The sequence below is a fragment of the Allorhizobium pseudoryzae genome (assembly GCF_011046245.1).
In the GTDB taxonomy this organism is placed as follows: domain Bacteria; phylum Pseudomonadota; class Alphaproteobacteria; order Rhizobiales; family Rhizobiaceae; genus Neorhizobium; species Neorhizobium pseudoryzae.
Map to the genome: position 1 here is coordinate 996,898 of NZ_CP049241.1, position 12,752 is coordinate 1,009,649.

The following is a 12,752-nucleotide window of genomic DNA, read 5'->3' on the forward strand; positions in this document are numbered from 1 at the left end:
CTCTAGAAAATCAGTGGGCTTCGTCCCAGTTCAGAGCGGCGCGGGCATCCACCTTCAGCGGCACGCGCATGGATAGCGCCGGCATGGCGGCATGCTCCATGGTCCGAACGATCACGGGCATGGCAAGATCCACGGCCTCGTCCTCCACCTCGAAGATCAGTTCGTCATGCACCTGCAGCAGCATGCGGACCCGTTCGGAAAGGCCGGCGGCCTCCAGCGCGGGTTCCACCTGCACCATGGCGCGGCGGATCACGTCCGCTGCAGACCCTTGAATCGGTGCATTGATCGCCGCTCGTTCGTTGAAGGCGCGAACGGAGGGGTTGGACGACTTGATTTCCGGGTAGTGCGCCCGGCGGCCGAAGATGGTTTCCACATAGCCATGTTCGCGGGCGAAAGCCTTGGTGCTTTCCATGTAGTCGCGGATGCCCGGGAAGCGCTCGAAATACTTCTTGATGTATTCGCCTGCCTCGGAACGCTCGATCGACAGCTGGTTGGCAAGACCAAAGGCGGAAATGCCGTAGATGATGCCGAAGTTGATGGCCTTGGCCCGCCGGCGCACTTCCGACGGCATGCCTTCGACCGGAACGCCGAACATTTCCGACGCCGTCATCGCATGAATGTCGATGCCATCGGCAAAGGCCTGACGCAGTTGCGGGATCTCCGCGACATGCGCCAGCACGCGCAACTCGATCTGGCTGTAATCGGCAGACAGAAGCTTATGACCGGGCGTCGAGATGAAGGCCGTGCGGATCTTGCGGCCTTCGGCATTGCGCACCGGGATGTTCTGCAGGTTCGGCTCGGAGGACGACAGGCGGCCGGTGGTGGTGGACGCCAGCGAATAGCTGGTGTGGACCCGCTTCGTCTGAGGATGCACGTAGGATGGCAGTGCATCCGTATAGGTGCTCTTCAGCTTGGTCAGCTGGCGCCAGTCGACGATTTTGCGCGGCAGTTCGATGCCCTGCGCCGCCAGATCCTCCAGCACCTGCGCCGATGTCGACCACTGGCCGGTTTTCGTCTTCGAGCCGCCTGGCAGGCCCATCTTGCCGAACAGGATATCGCCCAGCTGTTTTGGTGAGCCGATGTTGAAGCGTTCACCCGCCAGTTCGTAGATCTCGTCCTCGAAGCTTGCGGCCTTCTGCGCCAGCTCGCCGGAGAGGCGGGAAAGGATCTGGCGGTCGATGGTGATGCCGCGCTCTTCCATATGGGCCAGAACCGGCACGAGCGGCCGCTCGAGCCGCTCATAGACGCGGGTCAGACCTTCGGCCACCAGGCGCGGCTTCAGCACCAGCCAGAGCCTGAGTGTCACATCGGCATCTTCCGCCGCATAGGCGGTCGCCTTGTCGATATCCACCCGGTCGAAGGTGACGGCGGATTTACCGGAGCCTGCTACATCCTTGTAGGCGATCGGCGTGTGGCCAAGCCAGCGTTCCGACAGCGCATCCATGCCATGATTGCCGGCACCGGCCTCCAGCACGTAGGAGATCAGCATCGTATCATCGAAGCCGGCCATGGAGATGCCATGGCGCTTCATGACGAGATAGTCGTATTTCAGGTTCTGGGCGACCTTGAGGACCGACGGATCTTCGAGCAGCTCCTTCAGAAGCGCGAGCGCCACATCCATCGGCACCTGGCCGTCCACCAGCTTAACGCCATCGCTGAACAGGTCATCGCCGCCGGATTTGTGGCCGAGCGGCAGATAGGCGGCGCGGATCGTCTTCGAGGCGGGTGTCGCCGTATTGTCCTGGATGGCGAGCGAAACGCCCACCAGGTCCGCCTGCATCGGATCGAGCGAGGTCGTTTCCGTATCGAAGGCGACGAGGCCGGTTTCGCGGGCAACCGCAATCCAGCTCTTCAGCGTTTCCACGTCGCGGATCGTCACATAGGCCGCATGGTCGATCGGCTGGGCGGAAAAAGCCTCGTGGCGTGCGGCGGCAATTTCGGCGGCGCGTGCGCCATCCGGGGACGCACTCTTGGCTGCGGCATTACTCTTGGGGGCCGGAGAGGCCGCGTCGGCACGTTCCAGATCCTGGTTGTGCTCCGCACCCGGATCGAGATCCGGCCCATGCGCGGCCGGTCCCCATTCCACCAGGATTTCCGCCGGTTCAATGGCGCCGGCATCGCATTCGCACGCTTCCGCCACACGCCGCGTCAGCGTGCCGAACTCCATGGCCTTCAGGAAGGCGACGAGCTTCGGCCCGTCCTGCTTTTCTAGCACTAGCGCATCCAGCCCGAGCTCCAGCGGCACATCGGTGCGCAATTCCACGAGCTTGCGGGAGAGCCGCGCCTTTTCGGCATTCTCGATGATGTTTTCGCGGCGCTTGACCTGCTTGATCTCCGCGGCGCGGGCAAGCAGCGTTTCCAGATCGCCGAACTCTTCGAGAAGCTGGGCCGCCGTCTTCGGGCCGATGCCGGGGATACCCGGCACGTTGTCCACCGAATCGCCGACCATGGCCTGGAGGTCGATCATCTTTTCCGGCGGCACACCCCATTTTTCGATGACGTCCGGAATGCCAATCTGCTTGTCCTTCATGCTGTCGTACATATGGACGTTCGACGTCACCAGCTGCATCAGGTCCTTGTCGGACGAGATGATGGTCACGTCGGCACCGATCGCTTCGGCGGCACGGGCATAGGTCGCGATGATATCGTCGGCCTCGAAGCCTTCCGTTTCGATGCAGGGCAGATTGAAAGCCCGCGTGGCCTGGCGGATCAGGCCGAACTGCGGCACCAGTTCCTCCGGCGGGGCGGAACGGTTGGCCTTGTAATCCGCGTAGAGATCCTTGCGGAAGGTTTGCGACGAATAATCGAAGATCACCGCGAAGTGGCTTGGCGTCACCCCGACATTCGTGTCGCGCGCATTGGTCAGAAGCTTCCACAGCATGTTGCAGAAACCGGAGACCGCGCCGACCGGCAGGCCATCGGATTTGCGCGTCAGCGCGGGCAAAGCATGGAAGGCCCGGAAGATGAAACCGGAACCATCGACAAGGAAGAGGTGATCGCCTTTTTTCATGGGCGATGGATAGCGCGACCGGGCTCAAAGGTCTACGCATTCGCGTCCCCTGCCCCCAAATTTACCGGAAGCGATGGCGGGAGCCAGCCGCGGCGGAGGTCGGATGCGGCGATGTCCGCCCCCTCCAAAAAGCCATCCGCCCACAGCGATCTGCCGCTCACCGGAACGTTACCTCATTGTAATGGAGGCTTCCCTTGAAATGCCGCATTACGCTGGCCATCTCCTCCGTACCGGCGATTGATCACGCCGCAGTCTGATAGCCGGCCTGTCCCCCGCCGCGTCAGACCGGGCAAAGGCCTCACCCCCTCTCCGGGCCTTTGTCCCTTTATTACCGCCACGGCCAGCCCCCTCCCAGGCCGTGGCGGTTTTCATTTCATATCTCCCCGACAAACGAAGTGATTTCCCGTGGTGCGGGAAATGAATACGATGCTATATAATTCCGGACGGATCGAATCGTGGACAGGCCTTTGCGCCGTTCAGGATGCGGTCTGCCGATTTTGTTCTTGCGTCTCCTTCTGATCAGCCACGGGCATAGGACAGCCTGCCATGGGCTTCGAGCGTTCGGAATCCGCCTTGTACCTCGCCAACCAGCTCGCCAAGGGTCTGTCGCGCGCCCTGCAGAAGCGTGCGGCCGCGCTCGGCTTCTCGCCCGGACAGTTTCCGGTGCTGCTGGCGCTTTGGGAAGAAGACGGGCTGACCCAGCGGCAGTTGCTGGACCGGCTGGAAGTGGAGCAGGCGACGCTCGCCAACACGCTGTCGCGCATGGAGCGCGATGCCCTGATCGCACGCAGCCCCCATCCGAACGACCGGCGCGCCCAGATCATTGCGCTGACGGAGCGCGGACGCGAGCTGGAAGCGCTGGCGCTTGATGCCGCGGCCCAGGCCGACGACGAGGTGTTCAAGGGCTTCCGCCGCTTCGAACGGGAGCTTCTGAAGGAATACATGCGCATGGCAATTGCCAACAGCCGCGCGCCGGACAAGGGCTGACCGCTTCCATAAGGGCGCAAAAGTCTCTAACCTGCCGACAGTCGAACATCAATTCGCAAGGCAGATCCCCCCATGACCGATATCTCTTCCGTCCTCGCTCAGGCCGACAGCAATCTGGCGTCGAGCCTCGACCGGCTGTTCGAGCTGGTGCGCATTCCCTCGATCTCGACCGATCCGGCCTACAAGGCCGATTGCCGCAAGGCCGGCGAGTGGCTGGTCAAGGCGCTGACGGAGCTCGGCTTTACGGCATCGCTGCGCGACACGCCCGGCCATCCGATGGTGGTGGCGCATCATGACGGCGCGACCTCGACGGCACCGCATGTGCTGTTCTACGGCCATTACGACGTGCAGCCGGTCGATCCGCTGGAGCTTTGGGAAAACGATCCCTTCGACCCGCAGGTGAAGGAGATCGGCAATGGCCGCAAGATCCTGACCGGTCGCGGCACGTCCGACGACAAGGGCCAGTTGCTGACCTTCGTGGAGGCCTGCCGGGCCTATAAGGAGGTCCACGGCTCGCTGCCGGTGAAGATCACCATCCTGTTCGAGGGCGAAGAAGAATCCGGTTCGCCGTCGCTCAAACCCTTCCTGGAAGCCAATGCCGACGAACTGAAGGCGGAATATGCGCTCGTCTGCGACACGAGCATGTGGGATGCCGAGACGCCGGCGATTGCCGCCACGCTGCGCGGCCTTGTGGGCGAGGAACTGACAATCACCGCTGCCGATCGCGACCTGCATTCCGGCCTCTTCGGCGGCGCGGCGGCCAATCCGATCCACATCCTGACGACGATCCTCGCTGGACTGCGCGACGAGACGGGCCGTATCACGCTCGATGGCTTTTATGACGGGGTCGAGGAGACGCCGGAGAACATCAAGGCAAGCTGGCAGACGCTCGGCCGCGATGCGAAGAACTTCCTCGGCGAAGTGGGCCTGTCGGAGCCATCCGGCGAAAAGGGCCGCTCGGTGCTCGAACTCACCTGGGCGCGGCCGACCTGCGAGGTGAACGGCATCTGGGGCGGCTATACGGGAGAAGGCTTCAAGACGGTCATTGCCGCCAAGGCTTCAGCGAAGGTGTCCTTCCGCCTGGTCGGCACACAGGACCCGGCCAAAATCCGGGAAAGCTTCCGTGCCTTTGTGCGTGCGCAGATCCCCGCCGATTGCAGCGTGGATTTCCACGAGCATGGTGGCTCGCCGGCGATCCAGCTGTCCTACGATTCGCCGGTCCTGACCAAGGCGAAGACCGCGCTGTCGGAAGAATGGCCGAAGCCCGCCGTCGTCGTCGGCATGGGCGGCTCGATCCCGATCGTCGGCGACTTCCAGACCTATCTCGGCATGGATTCGCTCTTGGTCGGGTACGGCCTCATCGACGACCGCATTCACTCGCCGAACGAGAAGTATGACCTGACCTCGTTCCACAAGGGCATCCGGTCCTGGATCCGCATTCTGGCGGCGCTTTAAGGGGGGAAAGAGGGCGCTCCGTCATTTGCGGCAAGCGCCCTCAAAAAGCAAAAAGGCCGGGGACAACCCGACCTTTTCCGTCCCGTTTCAGCGTTGCCAGTACATCCGTGGTCAACTCAAAACGGTCTAGGCATTTCGACCGCGTCAACGTCCATGAGGTTCATGTCGTCGTCGCTGATGTCCCATCGTCTCCTGACAAGGTTAACATCCGGTTAAGACGTTCAACCTTCGCAAACGGTGCAACCTTCGTTGCAGACATCGGCCGTCCTGCCGCTTGATCCTGAAATGGGAACGGCGCCCCGCAATTGCAAGGGCGCCGCACCAAATTCATCAGCAAAAACTGAAAAACGAATCAGGCTGCCTGCAGGCGGTCAGCCGAAACGCGGCCCGAACGCTTGTCGGTGACCAGTTCATAGGCGATCTTCTGACCGTCCTTGAGGCCAGCCATGCCGGCGCGCTCAACAGCGGAGATGTGCACGAATACGTCCTGTGCGCCGTCGTCCGGCTGGATGAAGCCGAAGCCCTTGGTTGCGTTGAACCACTTTACTGTACCGGTAGCCATTACGATGTCCTTTCGCTCGCAACGTTGACTTTGGTCCCGGGAAAATCCGAGACGGTTAGGCTCGTATTTGAAGAAAGTCTGTCGTAAGCGCCGTCAGCGCTGTAGTGCCGCTTGTCAAACAAATATCGATTTGAAGGAGGTAGCGTTGGGTCCGGCGGGTGTCAAGGTGGACCGCAGAGCGGCTTTCGGCCGCAATTCGATGGTCTTGATTCGCACGAAAGCCTGAAACGAAAGAAGCTCGGCGCGGGAGGAGGTGCGCCGAGCTTCTAAGACTGACCAGCAACTGGGAGGAGGAGGTGTTGCCGGTCCCCTCGCAAGACGCTGGGAGGAGGAGTGCGTCTGGCGATGATTGGAAGATAGCTGATTCCCGCCCAAAAAACAGCCAGGATTTCGCACTGCAGCATTGCATTATTCGCATAGCTCCACGAAAGCCTTGTCTTCATTCTGCCGTCGAAATAGGCTGCCCCTATGAGCCTCGAATCCGTTCAAGCATTTTTCGCCACACACGCGCCCGACGTGGCCGTGATCGTCACCGAACAAAGCTCGGCGACCGTCGTGCTGGCCGCAGCCGCCCACAATGTCGAACCGGACCAGATCGCCAAGACGATCTGCTTGCGCGCCGGCGATGAGGTCGTGCTTCTCGTGGCTTCCGGCAACAGCCGGCTCGACAACCGCAAATTCCGCGACCGTTTCTCGTCCAAGCCGCGCATGCTGGGTGCAGACGAGGTCGTTGAGCAGACCGGCCATCCGGTGGGCGGCGTCTGCCCCTTTGGCCTCGCCAATCCGCTCAAGGTCTATCTGGACGAATCGCTGAGGAAATATCCGATCGTCGTGCCGGCAGCCGGCGCGACGAATTCGGCAGTTCATCTGTCGCCGGACCGCATGGCCGAACTGACTGCGGGAACCTGGGTGGATGTCTGTCAGGAACCGAAGGCTGAGGCCGCTCAATAATAGCGGCGGTACCAGGCCTGCTTCTGTTCCAGATTGGTGGTCGCCACCAGATAGCCGATCGCAAATCCAATGCCGGCAATCACCGTCATGAGCGTCGTTGCGGTCGCCGGATGTTCGCGGATGGCGCCGGCGACCGAAACCGCTTCGTCCTGGACATAGTGCGCGGCCTGCTCGGCATTCTTTGACACGCGCTGATAGGTATCGGCACCGAAGTCGGACAAGGTTGCGCGGATGCTCGCAATTTCGGCGCGCAATGCGGAAATTTCGAATTTCACGGCATCATTCACATCATGGGATGCATCACTGCCGACCATTTCGCCGGGTCTGCCGCCTACGGATTCAACCATGTGGGTCTCCCTCTTTCGTACTGGCTGTTGCTGTGCGTTCTGCCGCGACAACGAGCCAAACCGCAGGAGGTTCCACAGCAGGTTCCAGGCGATGAAACGGCATCAACGCGGAACGCTGATGCGTGAGCGTCAAAAGGAATGTGCGGCGCGGGAGGAGCCTCAACGCGCCTGGGCCAGCGTTTCTGCCAGAGAAGCCAGCGCTTCCTTCTCGCTCATCCCCTTTTGCAACGAGTTGACGAGGATGAGGGCCAGCGCCTCCCCGTCCGGGCTGGATTTGCTGATCTGGTGCTGCGCGCAGGCAGCATCGAACACCTGCTGCAAAAGAGACAGCTGGTCGGGATTAACGGGTCTTCGGATAACCTGTGTACGCACGACATCCTCCAAAATGCGGCGACCCTCGCTTCAAAGCCGCCGACAAACGTCCTGTTACTCCCGCCACGAGCCAATCATTATCACGGCCGCCCAAGCCAAGTCCGAGCACGCCCGACTGGCAGTTCTCACTCCGAAAACAGCATAGTGTGCTTGATGGCAACCGAATGGCAATTATTAATCTTCATAGATGATTTAGCGTAGCCTTAAAAAACTATGAATAGCATGAGCATTTCCATCTTTCGCCCGTGGAAATTCGGCAAATGTCGCTCTAGACGCTAGCAAGAACACGCGAAGCCCAAAAAAGTTCTTCCTGTAACGGGTCGCATGCCCTCGCGGACGCGCAACCATTGGCCCAATGCCATCGCGCATTGGTGTTAACGCCCCCTTAAATCGCCGCATTTACCCTGCACCGAGGTCTCATCAGACGGGTAGGGCTTGGCGACCGGCGATTTGCGTCGATGGCTCCGATCTTCGCCTCCGAAGACCCTCCGTCACGTATTCCCCGGTTGCTCGCGGGAATTGGCCGCAGACAGACTGGGGAGTAAGACCGAAGCAATGGCATCGGGAAGCAGATCACGCCGGCGCGTTGACCCCTCTTTCGACGACGAACGTCCGTCGGACGACGACCTCGTCATTGATGCCGGCGATCGGATCGTCGGCAATGGTGGCCGCCGGCCGGACGCCCGCCGAAAGACAGCCGAGGACACGGGAGCCGAGCGCGAACTGCGATCCAGCAAGCGCAACCACAAACGGCGCAGCGGCGGCGGGCTTTTCGGCGCGATCCGTAGCCTGATCTACTGGTGCATCGTGCTGGGCATCTGGGCCGGGATCGGCGTGGGCGGTCTCGTTCTCTATTATGGTGCGCAGATGCCTGCGGCGAGCACCTGGACCATCCCGAACCGACCGCCCAACGTGAAGATCACGGCCCTTGACGGAACGCTGATCGCCAATCGCGGCACGACCGGCGGCGAAGCGATTGCGCTCGAGGAAATGTCGCCCTTCCTGCCGCAGGCGGTGATGGCGATCGAGGACCGCCGCTTCTATTCGCACTTCGGCGTCGATCCGCTGGGGCTTGCACGTGCCTTCGTCAACAACCTCCTCGGCGAGAGCATCCAGGGCGGCTCGACGATCACCCAGCAGTTGGCGAAAAACCTGTTCCTCTCCCCGGACCGGACCTTCGAGCGCAAGATCCAGGAGGTGCTTCTGTCCTTCTGGCTGGAGCACAAGTTTACCAAGGACCAGATCCTGGCGATGTATCTGAACCGGATGTTCTTCGGTTCGAATGCCTATGGCGTGGAAGCCGCCTCGCAGCGTTACTTCAAGAAATCGGCGCGCGATGTGAACCTGGCCGAAGCGGCAACGCTGGCCGGTCTCCTGAAAGCTCCGACGCGGCTTTCGCCGGCGCGCGACCCGCAGGCAGCCGAGGCGCGCGCGCAGGTGGTTCTGGGCGCGATGCGCGAGGAAGGCTATATCACCGAAGAGGAAGTCAAGACGGCGATGTCGCAGCCGCCGACCAAGGCGCGCAGCTACTGGTCGGGTGCCGAACATTACGCCGCCGACATGGTGATGGACGAGGTGAAATCCCTGATCGGCGACGTCAAGAGCGACGTCACGGTTCAGACGACGCTGGACATGCGCCTTGAGAAGGATGCCGAAAAGGCCTTGACCGACGTGCTGTCCAAGGAGGGCGGCAAGCTGAACGCCTCGCAGGCCGCGCTTGTCTCGATCGATGCGACCGGCGCGATCCGCGCGGTCGTCGGTGGGCGCGATTATGCCCAAAGCCAGTTCAACCGCGCCTTCAAGGCCAAGCGCCAGCCGGGTTCTGCCTTCAAGCCCTTCGTGTACGCGGCCGCCGTGGAAGCTGGCTATCGGCCCGACACCGTGATGATGGACAGGCCGGTCAAGATCGGCAACTGGACGCCGGAAAATTACGAAAACAAATATCAGGGACCGGTGCCCCTGGCGAAGGCGCTCGCCGAATCATTGAACACGGTTGCGGCGCAACTCGTGGTGCAGGTTGGGCCGAAGAATGTCATCAGCATGGCCCATCGGCTGGGAATCGAATCGGAGATGCAGCCGAACGCCTCGATCGCACTCGGCACTTCGGAAGTCTCCCTTGTGGAGCTGACCTCCGCCTATGCGCCCTTCATGAATGGCGGCCTGAAAGCCACGCCGCATCTTGTGACCCGCATCACGGATACCGACGGCAAGGTGCTCTACGACGCCGACTTTTCCAGCCCGCCGCGGGTGCTGAGCGAGCAGGTGGTTGCCACGATGAACGGCATGCTGAGCGGCGTCCTCACGCAAGGGACCGGCAAAGCGGCCCGGCTTGCCAATTGGCAAGCCGCCGGCAAGACCGGCACGACGCAGTCCTTCCGCGACGCGATCTTCGTCGGCTACACCTCGACACTGACGACCGGCGTCTGGTTCGGCAATGACGACGGCACGCCGATGAAGAAGGTGACCGGCGGCAACCTGCCGGCCAAGGCCTGGAAGGAATACATGACGGCCGCCCTTGACGGCTACCGCCCGACCCCGCTTCTCGGCGTCGGCGTGCAGCCCGCCGCCCCGCCGGGCGAACCGCAGAACCAGTCGATCGGCGACATTATTTCGGGCGTCTTCTCCGGCCAGTCGACCGGCCCGTCCACCAGCGAGTATCCGGCCGCACCGCAGCCAACCGAGGCGCTTCCCTCCCGCGCACCATCGCAGGAATATCCCATGGCACCGCCCGCCGGGCTTCCGCAAAACGGCGAGTACCGGGACTACCGCGAGTACCGTCCGCCGGGCGATGAACGTTATGGCGCACCCGTGCCACCGGCAGAGGTGGGCGGTGGTCCCGTTCCGCCCGCAGAGGTCGGCGGCCCCGCCGGATCATCGCGGCCAAGACACACGACCCTGCTCGACATCATCATGGGTCAGTGAGAGACATTCCCCACACCATACAAGGGCTTATTTTTGCTGGCCTGCGGGGCTTGTACCGCCTTGCAGTCCCGAAAACCGGTCCTTATATACGCCGCATGACAGCAGCGGATGCTGCGAAAAATCCAAGTCGAGGAACTGTCACAGGAATGCCTTCATGCGGGGTTCCGACAGTTCGCTTTCAGGAGAGAGAAGAAAATGGCAAAAGTAATTGGCATCGACCTCGGCACAACCAACTCCTGCGTCGCCATCATGGATGGCAAGGACGCCAAGGTGATTGAGAACGCCGAAGGTGCGCGCACCACGCCTTCCATGGTGGCCTTCAGCGACGACGGCGAACGCCTCGTCGGCCAGCCGGCCAAGCGCCAGGCGGTCACCAACCCCACCAACACGCTCTTCGCTGTCAAGCGCCTGATCGGCCGCCGCTACGAAGATCCGACCGTCGAGAAGGACAAGGGCCTCGTTCCCTTCGAAATCTCGCGCGGCGACAATGGTGATGCCTGGGTCAAGGCGAACGGCAAGGGCTATTCGCCTTCGCAGATCTCCGCGATGATCCTGCAGAAGATGAAGGAAACCGCAGAAGCCTATCTCGGCGAGAAGGTCGAAAAGGCCGTTATCACCGTTCCGGCCTACTTCAACGACGCCCAGCGCCAGGCGACCAAGGATGCCGGCCGCATTGCGGGTCTTGAAGTTCTGCGCATCATCAACGAGCCGACGGCTGCCGCCCTCGCCTACGGTCTCGACAAGAAGGACGGCAAGACGATCGCCGTCTACGACCTGGGTGGCGGTACCTTCGATATCTCGGTTCTCGAAATCGGCGACGGCGTCTTCGAAGTGAAGTCGACGAACGGCGACACCTTCCTCGGCGGTGAAGACTTCGACATGCGTCTCGTCGAGTACCTTGCAGCCGAGTTCAAGAAGGACAACGGGATCGACCTGAAGGGCGACAAGCTGGCCCTGCAGCGCCTGAAGGAAGCTGCCGAAAAGGCAAAGATCGAGCTGTCGTCCTCGCAGCAGACCGAAATCAACCTGCCCTTCATCACGGCAGATGCCTCCGGTCCGAAGCACCTGACGATGAAGCTGACCCGCGCCAAGTTCGAAAGCCTGGTCGATGACCTGGTTCAGCGGACCGTCGCACCGTGCAAGGCAGCCCTCAAGGATGCCGGCATCACGGCCGCCGAAATCGACGAAGTCGTTCTCGTCGGCGGCATGAGCCGCATGCCGAAGGTCCAGGAGACCGTGAAGCAGCTGTTCGGCAAGGAACCGCACAAGGGCGTGAACCCGGACGAAGTGGTTGCCATGGGTGCAGCCATCCAGGGCGGCGTTCTGCAGGGTGACGTCAAGGACGTCCTGCTGCTCGACGTGACCCCGCTGTCGCTCGGCATCGAAACGCTCGGTGGCGTCTTCACCCGTCTGATCGACCGCAACACGACGATCCCGACGAAGAAGAGCCAGGTCTTCTCGACCGCCGAAGACAACCAGCAGGCCGTGACGATCCGCGTGTCCCAGGGCGAGCGTGAAATGGCGGCAGACAACAAGCTGCTTGGCCAGTTCGACCTCGTCGGCCTTCCGCCGGCACCGCGCGGCATGCCGCAAATCGAAGTGACCTTCGACATCGACGCCAACGGCATCGTTCAGGTTTCGGCAAAGGACAAGGGCACCGGCAAGGAACAGCAGATCCGCATCCAGGCCTCCGGTGGTCTCTCCGACGCGGACATCGAAAAGATGGTCAAGGACGCCGAAGCGCATGCCGAGGAAGACAAGAAGCGTCGTGCCGGCGTAGAGGCCAAGAACCAAGCCGAAAGCCTCATCCACTCGACGGAAAAGTCTCTGAAGGAATACGGCGACAAGGTTTCCGAGACCGACCGCAAGGCGATCGAAGATGCCATTGCCAGCCTGAAGACCGCCGTTGAAGCGTCCGAGCCGGATGCCGACGATATCCAGGCCAAGACCCAGACGCTGATGGAAGTCTCCATGAAGCTCGGCCAGGCGATCTACGAAGCCCAGCAGGCGGATGGCGGTGCCGAAGGCGGCAAGCCGGAAGACGGCGTGGTCGATGCCGACTACGAGGAAATCAAGGACGACAAGAAGTCGGCCTGATGGTCTACTGGTTGAATCAAGTAATCGCGTGAAGTATCCGGCTGCCGTG

The 12,752-nt window shown here is 61.8% G+C and carries 9 protein-coding genes; 5 read left to right on the forward strand and 4 right to left on the reverse strand.

The features are described from left to right. Window positions 1-10 precede the first annotated feature (10 nt). Window positions 11-3,010 carry a DNA polymerase I gene (gene polA / locus G6N78_RS04950; protein ID WP_165216193.1) on the reverse strand — a complete coding sequence of 1,000 codons (3,000 nt, stop codon included), beginning with the start codon at window positions 3,008-3,010 and terminating at the stop codon, window positions 11-13. Window positions 3,011-3,556: 546 nt separating this feature from the next. Between polA and G6N78_RS04955 the strand changes: the two genes are divergently transcribed. Beyond that, the gene (locus G6N78_RS04955; protein WP_165216195.1) at window positions 3,557-3,997 is read left to right on the forward strand and encodes a MarR family winged helix-turn-helix transcriptional regulator; all 441 of its coding nucleotides are present in this window, start codon (window positions 3,557-3,559) and stop codon (window positions 3,995-3,997) included. A 72-nt stretch (window positions 3,998-4,069) separates the two neighbouring features. Next, complete coding sequence (locus G6N78_RS04960) at window positions 4,070-5,452, forward strand: dipeptidase (RefSeq protein WP_165216196.1); 1,383 nt, start codon at window positions 4,070-4,072, stop codon at window positions 5,450-5,452. Between the two features lie 352 nt (window positions 5,453-5,804). Here the strand turns inward: G6N78_RS04960 and G6N78_RS04965 are convergent, their stop codons facing one another. Continuing rightward, the gene (locus G6N78_RS04965; protein WP_165216198.1) at window positions 5,805-6,014 is read right to left on the reverse strand and encodes a cold-shock protein; all 210 of its coding nucleotides are present in this window, start codon (window positions 6,012-6,014) and stop codon (window positions 5,805-5,807) included. Window positions 6,015-6,482: 468 nt separating this feature from the next. Here G6N78_RS04965 and G6N78_RS04970 point away from each other — a divergent pair, with 468 nt between their 5' ends. Continuing rightward, on the forward strand, window positions 6,483-6,965 hold the full coding sequence (locus tag G6N78_RS04970) for a YbaK/EbsC family protein (RefSeq protein WP_165216199.1): 483 nt from the start codon (window positions 6,483-6,485) through the stop codon (window positions 6,963-6,965). Here G6N78_RS04970 and G6N78_RS04975 read toward each other — a convergent pair. Together G6N78_RS04975 and G6N78_RS04980 are read right to left on the reverse strand one after the other, a co-directional pair. Next, window positions 6,959-7,312 carry a hypothetical protein gene (locus G6N78_RS04975; protein ID WP_165216201.1) on the reverse strand — a complete coding sequence of 118 codons (354 nt, stop codon included), beginning with the start codon at window positions 7,310-7,312 and terminating at the stop codon, window positions 6,959-6,961. The two genes, G6N78_RS04970 and G6N78_RS04975, sit on opposite strands and share 7 nt — an antisense overlap. A 159-nt stretch (window positions 7,313-7,471) precedes the next feature. After that, entirely contained in the window at window positions 7,472-7,684 is a 213-nt protein-coding gene (locus G6N78_RS04980; RefSeq protein WP_165216202.1) for a hypothetical protein, read from the reverse strand. A 555-nt stretch (window positions 7,685-8,239) separates the two neighbouring features. Between G6N78_RS04980 and G6N78_RS04985 the strand changes: the two genes are divergently transcribed. Both G6N78_RS04985 and dnaK read left to right on the forward strand, forming a co-directional pair. Further along, window positions 8,240-10,606 carry a transglycosylase domain-containing protein gene (locus G6N78_RS04985; RefSeq protein WP_165216204.1) on the forward strand — a complete coding sequence of 789 codons (2,367 nt, stop codon included), beginning with the start codon at window positions 8,240-8,242 and terminating at the stop codon, window positions 10,604-10,606. A gap of 195 nt (window positions 10,607-10,801) precedes the next feature. After that, window positions 10,802-12,703 carry a molecular chaperone DnaK gene (gene dnaK / locus G6N78_RS04990; protein ID WP_165216211.1) on the forward strand — a complete coding sequence of 634 codons (1,902 nt, stop codon included), beginning with the start codon at window positions 10,802-10,804 and terminating at the stop codon, window positions 12,701-12,703. The last annotated feature ends 49 nt before the right edge of the window (window positions 12,704-12,752 follow it).